The organism is Pyramidobacter piscolens W5455 (genome assembly GCF_000177335.1).
Taxonomy (GTDB): Bacteria; Synergistota; Synergistia; order Synergistales; family Dethiosulfovibrionaceae; genus Pyramidobacter; species Pyramidobacter piscolens.
The window spans coordinates 1-20,891 of the sequence record NZ_ADFP01000024.1; the positions used below are offsets into that span (position 1 = coordinate 1).

The following is a 20,891-nucleotide window of genomic DNA, read 5'->3' on the forward strand; positions in this document are numbered from 1 at the left end:
CAGCCGCGCCGCCGTGTATCTTGAGCAGCTGCGCCGGCTTGACGATGATTTCCGCAAATTGATCGAGGGCTCGAAGCGCCGCGAGATCATCGTCGGCGACCGCTTCCCCTTCCTGTATTTCTGCCGCGAGTTCGGCCTGAAATATTATGCGGCGTTCCCCGGCTGCGCCAACCAGACGGAGCCAAATCCCGAGACGGTCGCTTTCCTGATCGACAAGGTGAAGCAGGACGGGATCCCCGTCGTGTTTCACATCGAGCTGTCGAACGGCCAGATGGCCCGCGCCATCGCCGACGCCACGGGCGCCCAGGTGCGGCTGCTGAACGCGGTGCACAACGTCAGCGCCGAGGATTTCGAAAAGGGGATCACTTACCTCGACCTGATGCGCCACAATCTGAACGTCCTCAAAGAGGCGCTGAACTAGCATGAGCCTCCTCGCGTGCCGCAATGCGAGCTTTGCCTACGACGGCAGGAAGGTCCTGGAGGACGTCAGCTTTGAGGTCTCCGCCGGCGGCTACCTTTGCATCGTCGGCGAAAACGGCGCCGGCAAAAGCACGCTGATGCAGGGACTGCTGGGCCTCGTCAAGCCGGTCGGCGGTTCTGTGGAAGTGGGCGCAGAGGCGCGCATGGGAGGCATCGGATATCTTCCCCAACAGACGGCGGTGCAGAAAGACTTTCCCGCCAGCGTCGAGGAAGTGGTGTTGTCGGGCCAGCTGCGGCGCTGCGGCCTGCGTCCCTTTTTCGGCAAGGGCGACCGTCGGGAAGCCGAGGCGAAGCTGCGGCTGGTGCGGATGCAGGATTTCAGAAAGAAATGTTTCCGCGATCTTTCCGGCGGGCAGCAGCGCCGGGTGCTGCTGGCCCGGGCCCTGTGCGCCACGCGTTCGCTCCTGCTGCTGGACGAACCGGCGGCAGGGCTGGATCCCCGCATGCAGGACGAAATGTACCAGATCCTGAACGAGCTGAACCGCGAGCAGGGCATGACGATCGTCATGATCACTCACGACGTGCAGAGCGCCCTGCGCTGCGCCCGACAGATCCTTCATCTCAACGGCCGCCAGCTGTTTTTCGGCTCCGTTGAGAAATACTCGCAAAGCGCGGCCGGCCGCCGTTTTATCGACGGCGGCCCGTTCCGCGTCTTGAGCGGTGCGGCTGCGAAAGAGGGCGGGGCGAAGTTATGCTGAGCGAACTTTTGCAGATGTTGTCCTATCCTTTCGTGATCAACGCGCTGATCGTCGGCTGCCTGGTCTCGCTCTGCGCTTCGCTGCTGGGGACCAGCCTGGTTCTGAAGCGTTATTCGATGATCGGCGACGGGCTGGCTCACGTGGCCTTCGCGGCTCTGGCTCTGGCGAAAGCGCTTGACCTCGCGCCGCTGAGCCTGGCGATCCCGGCCTGTATCGTGGCGGCCTTTCTGTTGCTGCAGATCAAGAGCAGCTCGCGCATCCGCGGCGATTCGGCGACGGCCGTGCTGTGCAGCGGCGCGCTGGCGGTCGGGGTGGCGGCGGTCTCGCTTTCGACGGGAATGAACGTGGACGTGTGCAATTACATGTTCGGCAGCATTCTCGCCATGAGCCGTTCCGACGTGATCCTCTCGGCGGCGCTGAGCTGCGCGGTGCTGTTGCTCTACGTTTTGTTCTACAACCGCATCTTCGCCGTCACCTTCGACGAGACGTTCGCGCAGGCGGCGGGGATCCATACGGGGCGCTACAACATGATCATCGCCCTGCTCACGTCCGTAACGGTCGTTTTGGGAATGCGCATGATGGGAACGCTGCTGATCTCCAGCCTGATCGTTTTCCCGTCGTTGACGGCGATGCGGATCTGCCGCCGTTTCAGGAGCACGGTGCTGCTGTCGGCGGCGATCTCGGTCGGCTGTTTTTTCACGGGCATGTTCCTTTCCTATCTGTATTCGATTCCCACCGGATCGTGCATCGTGATCGTCAATATGGCGCTTTTCGCCGCCGCCGTCGCCGGCTCGCACTTTCACGGGTTCCGGCGGCCGCAGTGACGCAGGCGGGCTGAAAAGGACGATGAAAGAAATGATGAAATTCAGAGGAAAAAGCGCGTTTGGGGCGTTTCTGCTGGCGCTGCTCGCGCCGGCTCTTTTCGCCGCCGTGCCTCTGCCGGAAGAGGAGGCGGAGAAGCTGGAGGACTATCTGGCGGAGATCGACGCCCAGGCGGGGATGCTGATCCTCGAGGGGCCGGACATCTCGCTTTACAACTATCCTCACGACATCGAGAAGGACCGCGCCGCCTTCGATCCGCGTAAAATCGACATCATCGTCGGCAACCGCCTCTACATGACCCAGATCAACGACTGGTTCCTGAACTTCGATAAATACGCGGGCAAGTCGGTGGAGATCGAGGGCTTTTACATGGACTTCGACGGCTTCACCTATGTGGGGCGCAAAGGGCCGATCTGCCCGTTCTGCACGGGCGGATACGTGAACTTCGAGTTCAAGTACGACCGCGACTTGTCGGCGCTCCAGTCCGAAAAGTCATGGGTCAAGGTGCGCGGCATCCTGCGCGAGGGCAGCGTGCCCTCCGTCTTTGAGAAGGGCACGATGGAGCCTTTTTACTACATCGAGGCCATCACGGTCGAAAAGATGCCCAAAGTCGGCAAAGCGACCGTGCGCGACTGAGCGTTGCTGCAAAAGAACGGGAGCCTGAACTCTGCTCAAAGAGCAAGGGACAGGCTCCCGTTTTTCGTGGCGCGTCGCACGCGTTTTCGGCTCAGCGTTCAAAGCCGAGCAGGCGAGCCGGCGTGTCGCGGAACATCATGCTCAGTTCGGCGTCGCTGAAGCCCTGCGCCGCGAGCAGGTCCGCGTATTGTGAAAGTCCCTCGTCGGAGTAGGGCGATTGCGGTTGGCCGAAATCTGTGGAAAGGATCACCCGCTCCACGCCGACGGCCCGGATCTGCGCGGCGATCGTCTCGATGGGCGTGCGTTTGTAATAGGTCGTGAAGTAACAATGTTCGACGATCGCGCCCAGCGCCGCGGCCTCGCGCTGCTGGTCCGTCGTGTAAACGTCGGCAGGATTGTCGGCGTGCGTCAGGATCACCTGACAGCCCGTCTTTGCGCCGGCGCGTGCCAGCGCCAGTCCTTCCGCGGCGCTGACATGCCCCGTGCCGACCAGCATCCCGCAGCGCTTCGCCGTTTCCAGCACCGCGAGCGCTTCGGGAATCAAATTTCCCCGAGCGTCAAGGATGTAAATACACTTGCTCGAATCCACGTCGGGCGTTCCGTTTTGTTTTCGGAATTCCTGGTAGCTGCGCGAATCCATCGTCGGGAACCAGACGATTCGACCGCCCATCTTGCCGCTGACGGCGACCGCTTCGGGATTGAGTCCTCCGACCGAGCTGTTCAGCGTCACGCCGCCAGCGAAATGCAGTTCTTCGAATTGCTCGTTCAGCAGCGCCGCGCGGGCCGCCGTGTCGGCATAGTGGCATTTGATCAAAGCCCCCGCCAGCCCGGCGTCGCGAAAGCGCCGCGCCAGTTCGAGATCGCTGCATTTGCGCGCCGTCACGTCGGGCGAAGTGTGGACGTGCATCTCGTAAGCGCCGCGAAGACAGTCTCTCATGTGTTGTGCCTCCAGTTCGTCGCGAAAAAGCGCGCCCTCACAGCCCGCAGCGGGCGTACCGAGGGCGCGCTTTTCGGAAATCCAGTTTTTAATAGGGTAGATAGAAAGGGATGACGGCGACAATGACCAGATAGGTTACCAGCAGCATCGGCAGTCCTGCTTTGACGTAATCCACGAACCGGTACTGCGTCCAGCCGACGGTCATCATGTTCTGCGGGGCGGCGAAAGGCGTGGCGTAGGACGCGGCGCCGGCCAGCGTGATGATCATGCAGATGGGATAAGGACTGACGTTGATCGCTTTGGCGATGGAAACGCCGATGGGCATGAACAGCATGATCGTGGGAATATTGGACATCACCTGAGTGAGAATTGCGGCGGCGATGAAGATCACCGTCGTGATCATGAACGTGCTGGGATGTTCGCCGAGAATCTGCAAGATCAGTTCAGCCATGGCGGCACCGGCGCCGCTTTTCTGCACGCCTGTGGAAATGGCGGTCAACGAACCGACCAGCAGCATGCAGTTCCAGTCGATGGCGGCGATGGCTTCCCGAACGGTCATACACTTGGTGCCCATGATAACCAGCGAGCCGATCACCGCCGCCACGTGCATGGGCATCTTCTTGGGACTCAGCGCGATGACTACCAACACGGCAGCCATGGTGATGCAGGCGATGGCGGCCTTGTTTTTGTCGAAGGGTTTCTTCTCGACCTTGGCGAACTCGGGGACATATCCCGTGTCGGGCAGGAACTTCATGCCCACGAAAGTGAAGTACAGCGTGCCGAGAACGCAAATGCCGAGACCAAAGGGCGTGATGCCGAAGAATCCAAACGGCGTCAGACCGAGGTCGGCCATGGCGTTGGCCGCGGAAGCGTTGGAACCGACGCCGACCAGCGTCACGAAGCCGCCGAATTGAGCGCCGAAAAGCAGCGCCATCAGCGTGCGTGAAGAGCCGCAGCCGGCGGAGAAACACATGGCCGTGACCAGCGGGGCCATGGCCGTCATCACGCCGATGTTGCTGCACACCGAACTGAGGGCGCAGGAGACGATCAGCGTGGCGAGGACGATGTTGCGCTCGCTCTTTCCCGTGATCTTCACCATCTTTTCGCCGATGATGTCGGTCAGACCGGTGTGGAACAGCGACGATCCGACGATCATCATGCCGGCCAGCAGCACGATGGTGTTGCTGTTGTAGCCCTTGAAGATATCGCCGACGGGAATAATGCCCGCGTAGGCGTAAGCGATCGAAGCGCCGATGGCGGTGACGAGGATGGGCACCGGCTCCCAGATGAACAGAACGATCGTGGCGGCGAGAATGATCAGCGCGATTGCCATTTGGCTCATGATGGAGTCTCCTGTGGCGTTATTCGGCGAGCTTACGCGGGATACGCGTCGTCAATGATCTCGCAGCCTTTTTCTTCCAGCTTCTCGTCGACCCAGTCGCGCGTGGCGTGCCCTTCCTGCGCCGCTTTGAGCTTGCTCTGATCCTGTTCCATGAACTTTCGCGCTGCTTCCAGCACCCTTTCGGCATCCCGACGGGGAATGACGATCACGCCGTCGGGGTCGCCGACGATGATGTCGCCGGGGTTGACCATGATGCCGCCGCAGGCGATGGGAACGTTGATCTCGCCGGGGCCCTCCTTGAAGGGGCCGCCGGGCGTGGTGCCCGTTGCGTAGAACGGCACGCCGCCGTCATAAAGGCTGTCGATGTCGCGCATCGGCCCGTCGAAGACGAAACCGGCCACGCCGCGCGATTTGGCGTAAGCGGCCATAACCTCGCCCATCAGGGACTGGCTGCGGTCACCCTCGTTGGAAACGACGACCACGTCGCCGGGCTCGATCATGTTCAGCGCCTTGTGAAGCATCAGATTGTCGCCGGGACGGGCTTTGACGGTGAGCGCCACGCCGACCATGTTGCCGTCGCCGGGTTTTGTCATCAGATGAATGTCGGAGTGGATGGCGCAGAGGCGGTTCATCGTATCGGCGATGTTGGAGGCGGGAATGTGACGGAACGCCTCGACGAGCTCTTGGGGCGGCAGGTTCCTTTTGGTGTACACGCGAAATCCTACGGACATGTGAAAAACTTCCTTTCTATTAAGCAAGAAACAGATTTTAATCGAGAAAACGCTGCCGAAAAAATATCTCTACAGTTCTTCTTCCTCGGTACGGCTCTCTTCTTCGGCCAGGGCGGAGGCACTGCGGGTTTTGCGCCAGCGGAAGATAAAGGGCGTCACGAAGGAAACGGCGGCGAGGATCAAAAAAACGCAGGAAATCGGCTTGCTGAAGAAGAACGACCATTTGCCGTCGCCGATCAGCATAGCCTGCTCAAAGTTAGCTTCAATCATCGGCCCGAGGATGAACCCCAGCACGACGGGGGCCGTGGGCGTCTTGATCGTTTTCAGGAAATACCCCAGCAGGCCGAATGCCAGAACGACCCAGATGTCGAACGGCTCGTTGCGCAGCGCGTACGCTCCCACCGTGCCGAGAATGAGGATGCCGCCGGAGAGCACCGTGGGCGAAATCTTCAGGATCTTGGGGAAAATTCTTACGCCGCTGAGGCCGATGGCGAGGAAGAAAAAGTGGGCGATGCCGAGGCTGAGGAACAAGCTGTAAATCAGCGGCGCCTGTTCCTGGAACAGGAACGGTCCGGGCTTCAGCCCCTGGATCGTCAGAGCGCCCAGGAAGACGGCCGACACCGCGTTGCCGGGAATACCCAGCGTCAGCAGCGGCACCAACGAGCCGCCGACGACGGCGTTGTTCGAAGTTTCCGTGGCGATGACGCCGTCCATGCAGCCCGTGCCGAACGCCTCTTTGTGCTTGGAAAAGCGCATCGCTTCGTTGTAGGAAAGGAACGTGGCAATGGTCGTTCCGGCGCCGGGGAGGATGCCGATGAACGTGCCGATCACCGACGAACGCAGCAGATTCGCCCAGCGTCTGGCAAACTCGCGCAGCGGCGGTACCTTGCCCGTCAGGGCGTTCATACGCGACTCCTTGACCTTTTTGACTACCATGTCGATCGCTTGCGGGAACGAGAAAAGGCCGATCAGGCAGGGCACGATCTCGATGCCGCCGTACAGGCCGGGAACGCCGTCGGCGAAACGCGGATAGCCCGTCAACGGATCAGTGCCGAAGGTGCCGAGGAACATGCCCAGCAGCCCGGCAAAGAGACCGCGCGACATGGACTTGCCCGAGATGCTGGAGATGATCGTGATGCCGAAAACCATCACCGCGAAGTACTCGGCCGGGCCGAAAGACAGCGCCACCTTGGCCAGCGCCGGCGCGCAGAAACTCAGCACCGCGACGCTGAACAGCCCGCCGATGAACGAACTGATCACCGCGATGCCGAGAGCCTCCACGGCACGCCCCTTTTGCGCCATCGGATAGCCGTCCAGCGTTGTCGCCGCGCCGGCGGGCGTGCCCGGCGTGTTGATGAGGATGGCCGTGATGGCGCCGCCATAGACGGAGCCGCAGTAAATGCCGCAGAGCATGGCGAATCCCGAGGCGGGCGCCATGCCGTAAGTGAGAGGCACCGCCAGCGCCACGCCCATTGTCGAGGTCAGGCCGGGCAGCGCGCCGATCACGATGCCGACCGCCGTGCCGATAAAGTTCGAGAGCAGCACGCTGGGGACCAGGGCGAGTTTCAAAGCTTCGAGCCAATCTAACATGTGCGTCGCTCCTTCCTAATCGGGCAGAACGTTTGCCAGCAGTCCGGCCGGCAGCAGGACCCCGAGAACGTTATGGAACACGTAGTACAGCAACCCGGCAAAGACCGCCGCGATGAGGATGTGGCCGATCTTCAGCCTGCGCTCGATCACCGCCATCCAGATGCTGTAGAAAAGAAATGTCGCCACGATGAAACCGAGAGCGTGAAATGACAACAGATAGCAGAAGAACGAGCCGATGGAAAAGTACTTGTTGAAACGGATCTCGTCGGCGGAAGTCTGCGACGTGTTGCGGAGCTGCCAGGCGTAATACAGCGAGGTCAAGGCGCACAGCCCCATCAGGACCAGCAGCGCCTGCGGATAAGCGCGCACCTCGGCGGGCTCGTACAGAGAGCGCCACAGGAAGAACACGACGAAAACGACCTCGAGGGAAAGAGTTTTGACAAGAAACACGGGATTTTCCTCCTTCGTTGTGAAAAAAGAGGGCCCTGCGGAAACGAGGAGCCCTCTTTGGCATCGGTCGGAGAACTACTTGTTCGTCTTCACGCCGGTCTCGGCGATCACTTCGGCGATGTCGGCCTTCTGCTGCTCGACCAGCGCCGTGAAGTCGGCGCGGTTCATCCACATGTTGGCGGGCAGGCCGGCCTTGCCGTAGGCTTCGACGAACTCGGGATCGGCAAACGCCTTCAGGAAAGCCGCTTCGATCGCGGCCACCACTTCTTCGGGCGTTCCCTTGGGAACGACAAGACCGCGCCAGGGGCCGTCCGCCACGTCGATGCCCTTTTCGGCGGCGATGGGCAGTTCGGGATACTCTTCGAGACGCTTGGGAGCCAGCGTCAGCAGATAGGCGACCTGGCCGCTGCGCACCTGCTCGGAAAGCTCGGAAGGCGAGACGATCGTCAGGTCGACGTGACCGCCAAGCATGGCCGTAATGGCCTGGGAACTGCCGTTCGTGGGCACGCAGACCCATTTCAGTCCGCTCTTCTTGAGCACGCGGAGCACGGCGAGGTGGTCGCTGGCCATGGCGCCGGAGACGCTGATCTTGACGCCGCCGGGGTTGGCCTGCGAGGAGGCGACAAGCTCTTCCCATGTTTTGAAGCGCTCGCTCAGGCAGGCGATCGTTTCCGGTTCGTACACCATGTTGACGATGGGCGTAAAGGAATCGATCGTGAAATTGGTCTTCTTGGTCAGAGGCGCGATGACGACGCTGGGCCCTACCTCGCTGAGCGTATAACCGTCGGGTCGGGATTTGGCGACTTCGGCGTAACCGGTGACGCCGCCTCCTCCGGGGCGATTCTCGACCGCCAGGGGCTGGCCGAGGTATTTTTCGGCGACCTTCGCCGCCAGACGGGTAGTCATGTCGGCGGCGCCACCGGCGGCAAAGGGAACGATGATCTTGACGGGCTTGCCGGGATAGTCGGCGGCGAAACCGCACGCGGGAACCAGGAACGCTGCTGTTGCGACAAGCAGAGCAAAAATGCGACGATTCATTTTCATTGCGGGATCCTTCCTTTCAGTCTCAGATTTTCAGGCGGATCGGAATCATATCCCGTGTCCGCCCCAAGCCGGAATTTATTTGTAGTCCTTTTTCTCCCAAATGGAATAGATCGCTTCCATGGTTTGTGGCGCTACGCCGTTCAGCTCCTTGTTCATGCCAAGCGCCGCCGAACGGGCCAGGCGCTCCTTGACGCCGGCGGCGACCAACGGTTCGACGCCGACTTCTTTCATCAGTTCCATCGACTCGCCCACCTCGAAGGAACGACGTTCCGAGTGGATCAGGTCGGCGCCGGCCATCCGTCGGGCAATGTCCTTGAACGACTCTTTGTCCATCGTGCCGGCGACGGAGTCCATAATGCGCTCCTCGACGCCGCACTTGCGGGCGAACAGGAACGTTTCGACAACCAGAGCTTCGAAGCCTTTCATGAAAACGCTGCGCACCAGCTTGATGCGCGAAGCTTCGCCGGCTTTCGAGCCGGCGCCGACCAATGCGATCTTCATGCCGTAGGGCGTCATCGCCTCTTTCCAGCGTTCTGCGCCGTCGCCGGAGGCGAGCATCGGCACCTTGTGAGCGGAGACGACCAGCGAACCGAGCATGGCCGAGTCCACGTACTGCGCTTTTTTCTCGGCGAACAGAGCCGCTTCCTTTTCTTTGACGTGGGGCAGCGCCGTGGTCACGTCGACGAACAGCTGGCCTTCCTTCGCGAACGGTAGCAGCCCCTCTGCCGTGGAAGCGGTAAAGCGCGCCGGCACGCAGATGACGACGATATCGCAATTTTTCACGATCTCTTCGGCCGACGCCGCCACCGCGACGCCGGCGTCGGCGCAGCGCGCGATCACCGTGTCCTTGTACGCGCCGCCCATACCGAGCGCCACGTCAAAGGCGCGAATGTCCTCGACGCCTTCGCTCTTCAGCCCTTTGCCCATGTGATAGGCCGCTTCGCCGAAACCGATGTAGCCAATTGTGACGCTCATCGCATCGCCCTTCTTTCCTGTATTTGAAAAAAAGATATTTAATAACTGAAATTATACTATCAGCAGATTATAGCTTTGTCAATCAAAAGGATGTTCTTTCGATGATTAATATACAGTATACATTCGAGGCTGCCGTTACTCGCACAGTCTGGCGGAACAAGTTGGAAGAGCATCAAAAAAGAGAAGCGGGACGGCGCGCCGGAGAGAATCTCAGCGTGCCGTCCCGCTTCTTTCGTGCGAGAGTCATGTTTTTCATTCGTATTTCCGTCGCGGATTTTTTGGGAACCAGCCCTTTTTGACGCGTTTCGCCTGAGCTTTCAGCTCGACGACGCTCCACAGGTTGGTGGCGCCGAGGAAGGCGAGGATAGGCGAAACGACGCCGCGCAGGCAGGCGGAAGCGGACAGGCAGATCAGCGCAGCGGCGGCGAATAATGGCCAGACGCGCGTGCCGAACCAGTATTCCGCCTTGATCACGAGCGGATGATAGACGGCGATGATCAGCAACGAAGCGGCGGCGAGAACGACGCCCTCATAGTTCAGATTCACCGCGCGGCGTCCTTTTGCGACGTCGGAAACGCCCGCAGCCCCTTGCCCGCGTAATAGGAAAGGAAGATGAACAGCGCCATGATGGAAAAATAATTGAACAGCACCGCAAAATCGCTCTGCGTCTCGTCGAAGAAGGCGAACTGGTTGCGCAGCGTCAGAAATCCCCATGCGTCCACGCGTCCGAAGGCGCGCGCCCCGCAGACGGCCAGCGCCGCCGCGCCGAAACGCATCAGCCAAGCGGCCGCGCCGCGGTGAGCTCTGATCCCGAAGACGGCGCGCGTCATGCCCATGACCATGCTCCAGTGCAGGCCGATGTGGACGCTCATGAGCACCATGCCCCAGTAGGACGCGGCCAGATGCAACGAGCGGGCGACGCTGACACCGCGGGTGATGTCGAGGAAGGCGAAAACCGTACCCGAGATCATCACGCCCGTGATCATGATCACCGCGGCATCGAGCAGCACCAGCAGGATCGCGAAGTCTTGCAGTGCGCGCAGAGGCGTGTAACGTCCGCTGAAAAAACGCGCGAACCAGTGCCGGTTGAGGACGGCGTGAACGATGAAGAGCACGCCGGTAAGGGTGCCGAGGACCTCGTGGGCAACGTCGCCGACGACCTGATAGGCCATCAGCGCGACCATCAGCGCCGTCATGGCGAAATCCACGGCAAGGCGCGTAAGCGCGTTGGCGTTCATGAAATTTTCTCCTCCTTGAATAAACCAGAAGATCTGCGGTCAAAGATTCTGCGCCGGCAGATCGTCGCGGTCGCGCGTACGGTAATAGCGCAGCCGCGCAGAGGTCTGCTGGGCGATTTGTCCCGTCAGCGAGCCGCAGACGATGCCGCTGACCAGCAGGAACGGCAGGTAGGAAAGCAGCCCCGCGGTTTGCGTCACGGCGATGGCGGCCGCCAGCTGCCCGACGTTGTGCAGCGCGCCGCCGGCGGCGCTGCACAGCCACAGGCGGCGTTCCGGGATGACGCGGCGCAGAGGCAGCGTTCCCGCCAGGCACAGCAGCCCGCCCGAGAGGCTGAAGATCAGAGCCCCGGCGTTGCCGCTCAGCAGCGCGCCGAGCAGGATGCGGGCCAGCAGCACCAGCAGCGTCTCGCGGGCGGTACAGTGGTAGAGCGCCCAGACGGTGACGACGTTGGCCAGCCCCAGCTTGGCGCCGGGCACGGGAATGGGCGCGGGCAGGGCCATTTCGGCGGCGAAGAGAATCAGCGACAGCGCCGTGAGCAGCGCCAGACGGGCGAAATTTTTCGTGTTCAACTTTTCCTCCTATTGCGACAGGCTGTCGAGCTCGCCCTCGCTGCGCGGTGCGTAGCGCACCGTCAGACCGTGCGGCAGGCAGATCAACGGCAGCGACGCCGAGCGCAGCCAGCCCATTCTCACGCAGTCCTGGCCGGGACAGTCGGCGCACAGCACCTTGACGCGCCCCTTTTCGACGAGCAGACGGTTGTAGCCGCCGCCGGGAGCGCGGATGTCGATGGTGCGCGAACCCTTTTCGCGGCTCAAATCGAGGCGGGCGATCACTCTGCCGCGCTGCACGACCTCGACGATCCGGCCGGGCGGCGCGAACCACCGCCACAGGCACCAGCCGGTCAGGAGCAGCAGGACGGCGGGGATGAGTTTTTTCATCGCCGCACCACCGTCACCTTCGCGTCCGTGTAAGCGGGATCGACGGCGAAGCGAGCGTTCAGATCCTCGCTGATCCACAGTTCGCCGTCTTCGGTGAGCAGCACGAAGCCGGGACCGCCGCGTTCTTTCCAAAACGCGGCGGTTTTTTCCGCGCCCATGACGAAGAACGCGGTGGACATCGCGTCGCAGATTTTCCCTTCGGAACCGACGGCGGTGGCGGAGATCACGCCGCTGCGCGCCGGAGCGCCTGTGCGCGGATCGAGGATGTGCCAGTAGATCCGGCCGTCGGGGCCGGTGAAGAAACGCTCGTAGCCGCCGGAGGTGACGACGGCTTCCGCTTCGGCGCGCAGCACGCCGATCAGGCCGCCGTCGGGGGACTTGACGCCGATGCGCCATCTTTGCCCGTCGGGACGAAGCCCCAACGTCTGCACGTTGCCGCCCAGGTTGACCAGCGCCGATTCGACGCCCGCCGCGGCCATAACGGCGAGCGCCTCGTCGCCGGCGAATCCCTTGCCGACGGCGCCGAGGTCGAGCATGCTGCCCTCGTCGAGGCGCAGCATGCGCCCGTCGAGGTGGACATGTTCCGCGCCTGCGAAACGAAGCAGTTTTGCCAGCTCGCCGTCCGAAGGCACGCGGCGTTCTTCTGTCGTGAAGCCCCAGGCGCGCAGTACAGGATAGAGCGTGGGGTCGAACGCTCCGCCCGTCAGGGTGTTCATGCGCAGCGCGAAGGCCGTCAGCGTTGTCGTGTCCTCGCCGACCGGCACCGGCGCGCCGCCGGCGGCGTTGAGGCGGCCGACGTCGCTGCACGGGTCGGTGACGGACAGCTCGCTTTCGATCTGTTTGACGCGCGCGCGGGCCAGCGACAGCGCCCTCTTGCCGCGGGGCCCGTACGCCGTCAGCGTGATGGGCGTGTCCATGGCGTAGAAGCTCACGCTGTGCTTCCGAGTTTTTGCGAATTGGTTCCAGCCGATCCATCCCCCCAGCGCCAACAGGGCGACGGCTGCAAAACTGAGAATTCTTTTCATGACGTTTCCGCCTTTTTGCGCCAGTCCTCGCCCGTAGAAAGTCGGAACTGACGATTTTCTTCCGTGAATATGGTAGCACGCCGGTCGTTTTACGAAAAGAGTCTTGCATTATCTCGAGCAGCGTCTATAATAAAGGCATCTCAAAGCAGAGTAAAAACCGATGCGTCAAGTGCCGGCTGAACGGGGAGTTGACAGCTGGACGAAGAGCCTCCGGGCTTGCGGTGTCGGGTTTTGCATCCCGCTGCTGCATATCGGGCGAATCCCGCCTCCTTATGTAGTAAGAGGAAATTACTGCGAAGGAGGCGTTTTTGTATGGTGACATCAGGCAATCCACGTTCGTTGGGCGCAGGCGAAAACCGCTGGCTCGGTTCGCTGCGCGAGTTCCGCTCCATCCGCGTGGTGGCGTTCTGCGGCGTCATGTGCGCGCTGGCCGTTATCCTCCGCGCCGTGGCTACCATTTCCCTTGGGCCGTATCTGAGGATCGGCCTGTCGGGCTTCCCGAACCAAGTGGTCGACTATCTCTTCGGCCCCGCCGCGGGGGCTTTGTTCTCCGGCGCGCTGGAAGTGATCAAGTTCATGATCAAACCCGAGGGCGTTTACTTTCCGGGTTTCACGCTCAGCGCCGTGCTGGCCGGCGTGATTTACGGCACAATACTGTACCGCCGCCCGCTCACGGTGACGCGCGTGTTCGTCGCCCATCTGCTCGTCAAGCTGATCGTCAACCTCGGCTGCAACACGCTGTGGCTCGTGATCCTCTACAAGAAAGCCGTGTGGGCCATTTTCCCCGCGCGCGCTATGACCAACCTGATCTGCCTGCCCGGCGACGTGCTGGTCACCTATCTGCTGCTGAAAACCGTCGAGCGCACGATCCTGCCGCTTTTCGGCGGCCGCTTCTCGGAGCGCAAATAAGAAATCAGGCCGACCCTGCGGGGCCGGCCTGGTTTCTTGGGGGAGCTTTATCATATTGATTCTTGGTAGAGAGTATTAGCATAGTCTGCTGGGCGCCGCGAGGGAGATTCATAAACGGCTGTTTTAATTCAAAATATGAATTTGAGGTAGAGCAATCTGATGTTTGGCCTCGCTTCCCGGTTTACGCTTAGAGAGAGAATCGTTTTTGTTTTGCGTGGAGATAATATTGATGTAAAATATAATTAATTAAAGTATTTTATTCTGAATGCAATTAAAAGGAAATGGTTGGCCTTTTTATGTTCAGTTTGTATAATATGGTAGGATTTGTCCGTTAAAAAGGGCATCCGTAATTTCTTAAAAGGGAGATGAGAAAAATGTCACGTGAGAAGGATGTTGCAAGAGGGCAGTGGAAGTCCAAGTTCGGCTTCTTGATGGCGGCGATCGGTTCTGCCGTTGGCTTGGGCAACCTCTGGGGGTTCCCCTATAAGATGGGAAAAAGCGGCGGCGGAGCGTTCCTGGTCGTGTACCTGGCAGTGGTTCTGTTGGTCGGCGTCGTCATTATGCTTGGAGAGCTGGCCCTGGGACGAAAGACCGGTAAGGGCGCCGTGGAGGCCTATCAGGCTGTCTCGAAGAAGTTCGCCTGGGTGGGGTATCTGGGCGTGGCTTCGCCGTTTATCATTCTCGCTTTTTACAACGTCTTGGGCGGCATGGTCGTGAAGTATATGGTCGCTTTCGTCGAATCGATGTTCTCGGGGGGCGCGAATTTCGCGAACATCAAGAGCGGCGCTTACTTTGGAGAGTTCATCTGCAACGGCTCCGACATGCTCCTCTATCTGGCGATCTTCGAGCTTCTCAACGTCGTGATCGTCATGAGCGGTGTCGAAAGCGGCATCGAGCGCTTCAACAAGTACGCCATCCCCGCCCTTGCCATCATCCTCGCCGGGCTGGCCGTCTACGTCTACACTTTCCCAGGCGCGGAGAAGGGCCTGGATTTCATGTTCAAGCCCAACTTCGCGGTATTTTCCGATCCTGAGATCGGCTTTTTCAAGGTCTTGAAAACGGCGGCAGGGCAGATGTTCTTCTCGCTGTCGCTTGGCATGGGAGTCATGATCACCTATGGTTCATACCTGTCGAAGGAGCAGGATCTCTCCCGGGAGATGTATATCATCCCGCTGGCCGACACCATCGTGGCGGTTCTGGCCGGTATGGTTGTCATGCCTGCGTGCTTCGCCTTCGGCCTCGCCCCTGCCGGCGGTCCCTCGCTGCTCTTCGTGTCTCTGCACGAGGTCTTCGTGACCGGAATGGGAGGCTTCAGCGGTTCCTTTGTGGGATTCCTCTTCTATTTCCTGGTGTTCCTGGCCGCCATCTCCTCCTCGATGTCCTTGCTTGAAGTCTGCGTGGCCTGCTTGCTTGACCGTCAGATCCGCAAGGGGAAGGCTCCCGCTCGTGCCGCGACGACCATTGTCCTCGCGGTGGTGCTTTTCCTCGTGAGCCTTCCCGTCGCGCTGGACGGGCTTGGCAGCAATGTAGCCGGCGGCGCGGCGATGAACAGCCCCGGCGTGATGATGGGGCTCACGAAGGTTCCAGTGGCCTTCGACTGCTGGCTTGACTTCTACGATATGCTCTCCGAAGGCGTGATGATGCCTCTCGGCTCTCTGCTCATGAGCGTCATGTTCGGCTGGGTTGTGGGCACGAAGGTCATTGCCGACGAAGTGGCCCTCACGCCTGGCAAGAAACTCCGCTTTGAGTGGTTGGTAGATCTCTGCTTCAAGGTCATCGTGCCCGTCATTCTCGTCATGGTGCTTCTGGCTCAGCTGCAGGACTTCGGGCTCATCTAGAAACTCTTCCGAAAAACATCGGAGCCACACTGGGCCGGCATCGCGCGTGGAGTGCGCGATGCCGGCCTTTTCAATGATGCTTTTGAATTGAAAATCAGTATCAGTCATAGCGGCGGCGAGGATTGCGCGGATATTTGCCGTCGCGGACGCGTCGCGCCTGTTCCTTGATCTCGGCGATGGCCCAGAGGTTGACGGCCCCCGTAAAAGCAGCCAGATAACAGCCCGTGCCGCTGAGAAACAGCGAAGCTCCGATCAGCGCCGCGCCGGCGAGTAGAAACAGCGGCCAGACGCGCTCGGAAAACCAGTATTCGCCCCAAATCACCACGGGATAATAGACTCCCATGATGAACAGCGAAGCGATGCCCAACACCGGGCCGGCCAAGTTCAGTTCCATGCCGCGTACCTCCGTGGATTTTCGGCGCTTGAAAAACGCCGGAATTTTTTGTAGATTATGTGCGGAAACGTCATTATTGTATCACCCCAAGGAGGAGAAAAACGTGAAAATCGCCGCACTCGATACGCCGTCGCTGCTGATCGATCGCGAGATCATGCGGGACAACATGCGGTTCATGCTCGATTACGCCGCCCGCCACGGCGCGAAGCTGCGCCCGCACACGAAAACGCACAAGATGCCCGCCGTGGCGCGCCTGCAGGTGGAAATGGGCGCGCGCGGCATCGCCGTGGCCAAAGTCGGCGAAGCCGAAGCCATGGCCGCCGACGGGCTGGACGACATCTTCATCGCCAACGAAATCGTCGGCGTGCAGAAATGGGAGCGCATCCGCGCCCTGGCGCAGCGCGGCGTGACGGTCAGCTTCGGCGTCGACAGCCCCGAAACGCTGCCCGGCATCCAAAAAGTTTTTTCCGGCGCCGACCGCCCCGCCGAAGTGATGATCGAGATCGAAGTGGGCGAGGGACGCTCGGGCGTCGTCGAGGAAAACGATTTCGCCGCTTTGCTGGCGGCGATCCGCCGCTGTCCTGCGGTACGGTTCAAGGGGATCTTTTCGCACGACGGCAACAGCTATAGCGCCAAAGACCGCGAGGATCTGATCCGCATCGCCGTCGGCGCGCAGGAACGCACGCTGCGCTTCGCCCGCCTCGCCGCGGCGGCCGGCATGCCCTGCGAGACCGTCAGTTACGGGGCCACGCCGACTTTCATGAACGAAGTGCCGATCCTCGGCGGCATCACCGAACTGCGCCCCGGCACGTTCATCTTCATGGATGCCTCGCAGGGGCACGCCATCGGCACGCTGGCGCGCTGCGCCGCCACCGTGCTGGCGACCGTGATCAGCCGCCCCACGGCGGAGCGCGTCATTCTCGACGTCGGCGCCAAGGGACTGACCATGCAGCGCCGCAGCGAAGGCGTCTGCGCCACGCCGGGACACGGCACGCTGCTCGAGCATCCCGGCGTGCACATCGACAAAGTCTTCGACGAGCACGCCATCGTCAACGACGCGGCGTTCCGCGAAAAGGTGCGCGTCGGCGACCGCGTGCGCGTCATCCCCGTGCACATTTGTCCTGTGTGCAATCTGTATGAATATGCCTACCTGGTCAGCGGCGACGAGGTGATCGATCGTCTGCCCGTGAGCGCGCGCGGCAAACTGCAATAGAAGCGGAGCGGCGGAGCCGTTCTTCGGCAGAAGTCTTTTTGGAAACGGCAAAAATGAAGAGGCGCTGATGCGCGTCAGAGGCTGGATCGAAGACTGTTTCTTGAGGATAATGTTCCACGTGGAACAATGAAAACGTTCGCCGGTCGATGAGTCGAATCTCATCGATCGGCGAACGCTTTTTCGTCTTTTGGAAAGTCTCCGTTTATTTGCTCCAGCGGATCAGCAGGCCGTCGCAGGGGAGTTTCCGCACGTCCTTGAGGCGGTAGTACTGCGGGAAGCCCGTCAGGTCGTCCGTGCCGGCTATCGTCAGGGCGCCGCGCGTGCCGTCCACGGCGGGAGCGACGACGATGCTGATCTCGTCGGCGAGGCCGCGGCGGATGAACTCGCCGTTGATCTGTGAGCCGCCGCCGATGACGAACGTTTCGACGCCGCAGAGCGACTTGATCTTTTGCAAAAACAGTTCGAGGTCGAGATCGTCTCTGCCGGCGACGATGTAGGGGATCTGCAGATCGTTCAGGTAGGCGAGGAACTCTGGCGCGCACTTCTCGGTGACCGCTTCGACGATGGGCATCCGCCGACCGGCGCAGTCCATGACGTTGTTTTTCCACCGAAGCTTGCCCCAGCGGTCGAAGGCGACGCAGATGATCGTCCCCTCGGGATAACGGCGGGCCGTATCCTCGTACGTCGCCGGCACTCCCTTGTATTTGGAGAGGTCGGTTTCGAGATCGCTCTGGCAGGTCGCGCGTCCCAGCCCGTAAGCCTGGCCGTAGCTGAGCAGCAGACGGTCGTATTCGTCGCCGACCTTGTCGTAGTCGGCGCTCGGCTCGAACTCGACGTCGATCTTGCCGTCGATGGTCGTCATCATGTGGCAGATCACTTTTGCCCGGTCTTTCATCAGTAACAGCTCCTTTGCCGAAAATGTTCAAATCCGAACCGGTTCGATTATAACCGATATTTCGCCGCCGACGGATGTTTTTTATCGCCCGGATCGTTTTTCGTCCCGCTGTCGGCAACCGCCGCAACCGCGGCAGCCGCCGCAATCGCCGGAACGCCGCCGGGCCCGCAGGGCGAGGAAGACGGCCGCGCCGATGACAGCGAGCGTCAGCCAGCTGGCGGCGTTCATCACGCCCACCCCAGCAGCGCGCCGGCCAGCCTGACGACGTAAGCGCACAGCCAGGCCACGACGCACTGGCCGACGACGATGCCGGCCGCCCAGCGTCCGCCCAGCTCACGCCTGATCGCGGCGACGGCGGCCACGCAGGGCGTGTAAAGCAGACAAAACGCCAGCAGCGCCGCGGTCGAGAGCGGCGAGAGCAGCGCCAGCAGATTCTCTGTGCTGCCGAGCATGACCGTCAGCGTGGCGACGACGCTCTCCTTGGCGATGAATCCCGTCACCAGCGCCGCGGACACGCGCCAGTCGCCGAAGCCCAGCGGCGCGAACAGCGGCGAAACGAAGCCGGAGACGACGGCGAGCATGCTGTCTTTCGAATCGGCGACGGCGTTCAGGTGGAAATCAAACGTCTGCAGGAACCAGATCGCGATCGTGGCCATGAAAATGATCGTGAAGGCGCGCTGCAAAAAGTCTTTCGCTTTGTCCCACATCAGCCGCAGCACGTTCTTCAGCCCGGGCAGGCGGTAGTTGGGCAATTCCAGCACGAACGGCACCGCTTCGCCTTTGAAGACCGTGCGCTTGCTCAGCAGAGCGGCGAGGATGGCGATTCCGATGCCGAGCGCGTACAGTCCGGTCGTGATCAGGCCGCTGTACCGCGGGAAGAACGCCGTCGTAAAAAATCCGTAGATCGGCAGCTTGGCCGAGCAGCTCATGAACGGCGTCAGCATGATCGTCATGCGCCGGTCGCGCTCCGACGGCAGCGTGCGGCTGGCCATGACGGCCGGCACCGTGCAGCCGAAGCCGATCAGCATGGGCACGATGCTGCGCCCCGAGAGGCCGATGCGGCGCAGCAGGTGGTCCATCACGAACGCCACGCGCGCCATGTAACCGCTGTCTTCCAGCATGGACAAAAAGAAGAACAGCACGACGATGAGCGGCACGAAACTGACGACGCTGCCCACGCCGCCGAAGACGCCGTCGACCACCAGAGAACGTACGGCCGGATTGACGTCCATCGACGCCAGCAGCGCGGAGACCTGTTCGGTCAGCAGGCCGATGCCCTGTTCGAGAAGGCCCTGCAGCCAGGCGCCGACGACGTTGAACGTCAGCCAGAACACCGCCGCCATGATGGCGGCGAAGGCGGGGATGGCCGTGCAGCGCCCGGTGAGGATGCGGTCGATGCGGCGGCTGCGTTCGCGCTCGCGGCTCTCCTGCGGCTTGATCACCGTGCGCCGGCAGAGCTTCTGGATAAAATCGAAGCGCATGCCGGCCATGGCGGCGGCGCGGTCGAGACCGCGCTCCCGTTCCATCTGCACGATGATGTGCTCGAGCATCTCTTTTTCGTTCTCCGTCAGACGCAGCGCTTCCAGCACAAGCCGGTCGCCTTCGACCACCTTGCTGGCGGCGAAGCGCACGGGGATCCCCGCCGCCGCGGCGTGATCCTCGATCAGGTGCATGATGCCGTGAATGCAGCGATGCACGGCGCCGCCGTCTTCGTCGCGGCCGCAAAAATCCTGGCAGCCGGGGCGCTCGCGATACTTCGCCACGTGGATCGCGTGACTGAGCAGCTCGCCGATGCCCTCGCCTTTGGACGCCGAGATCGGCACCACGGGGATGCCCAGTTCCGCCTCGAGCTCGTTGATGCGGATCGAGCCGCCGTTGCCGCGCACCTCGTCCATCATGTTCAGCGCCAGCACCATGGGTACGTCCAGTTCCAGCAGCTGCATGGTCAGATACAGGCTGCGCTCGATGCTGGTGGCGTCGGCGATATTGATGATGCCGGCGGGGTGTTCGTCAAGGATAAATCGGCGCGAGACGATCTCTTCGCTGGAATAAGGCGAGAGCGAGTAAATTCCCGGCAGATCCGTGACCCGCGTGCCGGGATGGCCTTTGATGACGCCGTCCTTGCGGTCGACGGTGACGCCGGGAAAGTTCCCCACGTGCTGGTTGGCTCCCGTGAGCCGGTTGAACAGCGTCGTCTTGCCGCTGTTCTGGTTGCCTGCCAGAGCGAACGTCAGCGTGGCGCCGTCGGGCAGAGGCTGTTCGCCGGTTGTGACGTGGTAGCGCCCGCCCTCGCCAAGCCCCGGGTGTTCCGGTTCCTTTCGGCTGGGCGCGAGCGCTTCGTCGCCGTTCCGTTCCGCTTCGGTCAGCCCGCGGATCTGGATCCGCGCCGCGTCGGCGAGGCGGAGCGTGAGCTCGTAACCGTGGATCGTCAATTCCATCGGGTCGCCCATGGGCGCAAACTGGACGATATTTACCCGCGCGCCGGGAATGACGCCCATGTCGAGAAAATGCTGGCGCAGCGCCCCCGCGCCGCCCACGGAAACGACGACCGCCGACTGCCCGGCGGTCAGTTCGTCTAAAGTCATAAATGATTCCCCCCTGGTCCTCAAGAGAAAAATCCCCCGTGGCGTGGAAACCGAGAAAGGGGATTTGGCTCGGAGTTCATTATATGATATCGGGAACGATTTACAAGAGCGATCGAAACGGGCTCGTCGCTTTGCGAGCGATCGGAGAGG

Annotated in this window: 22 protein-coding genes and 1 riboswitch; of the genes, 7 read left to right on the forward strand and 15 right to left on the reverse strand. The window is 61.5% G+C overall.

Features of this window, described 5'->3' with window-relative positions; genetic code table 11:
• The 4 genes from HMPREF7215_RS01780 to HMPREF7215_RS01795 all read left to right on the forward strand — a co-directional run.
• Positions 1 to 421: metal ABC transporter substrate-binding protein (locus HMPREF7215_RS01780; protein WP_009163871.1), on the forward strand; the 421-nt coding region annotated here is incomplete at its 5' end.
• 1 nt (position 422) lies between these two features.
• Positions 423 to 1,178 carry a metal ABC transporter ATP-binding protein gene (locus HMPREF7215_RS01785; RefSeq protein WP_009163872.1) on the forward strand — a complete coding sequence of 252 codons (756 nt, stop codon included), beginning with the start codon at positions 423 to 425 and terminating at the stop codon, positions 1,176 to 1,178.
• On the forward strand, positions 1,172 to 2,002 hold the full coding sequence (locus HMPREF7215_RS01790; RefSeq protein ID WP_009163873.1) for a metal ABC transporter permease: 831 nt from the start codon (positions 1,172 to 1,174) through the stop codon (positions 2,000 to 2,002). Before HMPREF7215_RS01785 ends, HMPREF7215_RS01790 begins: the two co-directional genes overlap by 7 nt.
• 31 nt (positions 2,003 to 2,033) lie before the next feature.
• A complete protein-coding gene (locus HMPREF7215_RS01795) occupies positions 2,034 to 2,636 on the forward strand; it encodes a hypothetical protein (RefSeq protein ID WP_156797390.1) in 603 nt (200 codons plus the stop codon).
• Positions 2,637 to 2,727: 91 nt separating this feature from the next.
• Here HMPREF7215_RS01795 and HMPREF7215_RS01800 read toward each other — a convergent pair whose 3' ends face one another.
• The 12 genes from HMPREF7215_RS01800 to HMPREF7215_RS01855 all read right to left on the reverse strand — a co-directional run bounded on the left by HMPREF7215_RS01800 (position 2,728) and on the right by HMPREF7215_RS01855 (position 12,907).
• Positions 2,728 to 3,573, reverse strand: a complete 846-nt coding sequence (locus tag HMPREF7215_RS01800; protein ID WP_009163875.1) for a DUF6282 family protein — start codon at positions 3,571 to 3,573, stop codon at positions 2,728 to 2,730.
• 88 nt (positions 3,574 to 3,661) lie between these two features.
• Positions 3,662 to 4,915 carry an SLC13 family permease gene (locus HMPREF7215_RS01805; RefSeq protein ID WP_009163876.1) on the reverse strand — a complete coding sequence of 418 codons (1,254 nt, stop codon included), beginning with the start codon at positions 4,913 to 4,915 and terminating at the stop codon, positions 3,662 to 3,664.
• 32 nt (positions 4,916 to 4,947) lie between these two features.
• A complete protein-coding gene (locus tag HMPREF7215_RS01810; RefSeq protein WP_009163877.1) occupies positions 4,948 to 5,646 on the reverse strand; it encodes an RraA family protein in 699 nt (232 codons plus the stop codon).
• A gap of 69 nt (positions 5,647 to 5,715) precedes the next feature.
• Complete coding sequence (locus tag HMPREF7215_RS01815) at positions 5,716 to 7,236, reverse strand: tripartite tricarboxylate transporter permease (RefSeq protein WP_009163878.1); 1,521 nt, start codon at positions 7,234 to 7,236, stop codon at positions 5,716 to 5,718.
• 15 nt (positions 7,237 to 7,251) lie between these two features.
• Positions 7,252 to 7,686, reverse strand: coding sequence for a tripartite tricarboxylate transporter TctB family protein (locus tag HMPREF7215_RS12240; protein WP_009163879.1), 435 nt, complete (start codon positions 7,684 to 7,686; stop codon positions 7,252 to 7,254).
• Positions 7,687 to 7,761: 75 nt separating this feature from the next.
• Positions 7,762 to 8,730 carry a Bug family tripartite tricarboxylate transporter substrate binding protein gene (locus HMPREF7215_RS01825; protein WP_009163880.1) on the reverse strand — a complete coding sequence of 323 codons (969 nt, stop codon included), beginning with the start codon at positions 8,728 to 8,730 and terminating at the stop codon, positions 7,762 to 7,764.
• 75 nt (positions 8,731 to 8,805) lie between these two features.
• On the reverse strand, positions 8,806 to 9,705 hold the full coding sequence (locus tag HMPREF7215_RS01830; RefSeq protein ID WP_009163881.1) for an NAD(P)-binding domain-containing protein: 900 nt from the start codon (positions 9,703 to 9,705) through the stop codon (positions 8,806 to 8,808).
• Positions 9,706 to 9,957: 252 nt separating this feature from the next.
• Positions 9,958 to 10,251 (reverse strand): DUF4491 family protein, encoded by a 294-nt coding sequence (locus HMPREF7215_RS13475; RefSeq protein WP_009163883.1) that lies wholly within the window; start codon positions 10,249 to 10,251, stop codon positions 9,958 to 9,960.
• Positions 10,248 to 10,943, reverse strand: coding sequence for a DUF4405 domain-containing protein (locus HMPREF7215_RS01840; protein ID WP_009163884.1), 696 nt, complete (start codon positions 10,941 to 10,943; stop codon positions 10,248 to 10,250). The genes HMPREF7215_RS13475 and HMPREF7215_RS01840 overlap by 4 nt, the downstream gene beginning before the upstream one ends.
• Positions 10,944 to 10,982: 39 nt before the next feature.
• On the reverse strand, positions 10,983 to 11,513 hold the full coding sequence (locus HMPREF7215_RS01845; RefSeq protein WP_009163885.1) for a Gx transporter family protein: 531 nt from the start codon (positions 11,511 to 11,513) through the stop codon (positions 10,983 to 10,985).
• 9 nt (positions 11,514 to 11,522) lie between these two features.
• Positions 11,523 to 11,882 carry a NusG domain II-containing protein gene (locus HMPREF7215_RS12245; RefSeq protein ID WP_009163886.1) on the reverse strand — a complete coding sequence of 120 codons (360 nt, stop codon included), beginning with the start codon at positions 11,880 to 11,882 and terminating at the stop codon, positions 11,523 to 11,525.
• Positions 11,879 to 12,907 (reverse strand): FAD:protein FMN transferase, encoded by a 1,029-nt coding sequence (locus tag HMPREF7215_RS01855; RefSeq protein WP_009163887.1) that lies wholly within the window; start codon positions 12,905 to 12,907, stop codon positions 11,879 to 11,881. The genes HMPREF7215_RS12245 and HMPREF7215_RS01855 overlap by 4 nt, the downstream gene beginning before the upstream one ends.
• 144 nt (positions 12,908 to 13,051) lie before the next feature.
• Positions 13,052 to 13,153: riboswitch (THF riboswitch) on the forward strand.
• 66 nt (positions 13,154 to 13,219) lie between these two features.
• Between HMPREF7215_RS01855 and HMPREF7215_RS01860 the strand changes: the two genes are divergently transcribed.
• Together HMPREF7215_RS01860 and HMPREF7215_RS01865 are read left to right on the forward strand one after the other, a co-directional pair.
• A complete protein-coding gene (locus tag HMPREF7215_RS01860) occupies positions 13,220 to 13,816 on the forward strand; it encodes a folate family ECF transporter S component (protein ID WP_009163888.1) in 597 nt (198 codons plus the stop codon).
• Positions 13,817 to 14,190: 374 nt separating this feature from the next.
• Entirely contained in the window at positions 14,191 to 15,654 is a 1,464-nt protein-coding gene (locus HMPREF7215_RS01865; protein ID WP_040550132.1) for a sodium-dependent transporter, read from the forward strand.
• A gap of 100 nt (positions 15,655 to 15,754) precedes the next feature.
• Here the strand turns inward: HMPREF7215_RS01865 and HMPREF7215_RS01870 are convergent, their stop codons facing one another.
• Entirely contained in the window at positions 15,755 to 16,048 is a 294-nt protein-coding gene (locus tag HMPREF7215_RS01870) for a DUF4491 family protein (RefSeq protein ID WP_009163890.1), read from the reverse strand.
• Between the two features lie 103 nt (positions 16,049 to 16,151).
• Here HMPREF7215_RS01870 and HMPREF7215_RS01875 point away from each other — a divergent pair, with 103 nt between their 5' ends.
• Complete coding sequence (locus tag HMPREF7215_RS01875) at positions 16,152 to 17,261, forward strand: alanine racemase (RefSeq protein ID WP_009163891.1); 1,110 nt, start codon at positions 16,152 to 16,154, stop codon at positions 17,259 to 17,261.
• 202 nt (positions 17,262 to 17,463) lie between these two features.
• Here HMPREF7215_RS01875 and HMPREF7215_RS01880 read toward each other — a convergent pair whose 3' ends face one another.
• Together HMPREF7215_RS01880 and feoB are read right to left on the reverse strand one after the other, a co-directional pair.
• Entirely contained in the window at positions 17,464 to 18,156 is a 693-nt protein-coding gene (locus tag HMPREF7215_RS01880) for a dihydrofolate reductase family protein (protein WP_009163892.1), read from the reverse strand.
• Positions 18,157 to 18,383: 227 nt separating this feature from the next.
• On the reverse strand, positions 18,384 to 20,741 hold the full coding sequence (gene feoB, locus HMPREF7215_RS01885; protein ID WP_009163894.1) for a ferrous iron transport protein B: 2,358 nt from the start codon (positions 20,739 to 20,741) through the stop codon (positions 18,384 to 18,386).
• Positions 20,742 to 20,891 lie beyond the last annotated feature (150 nt).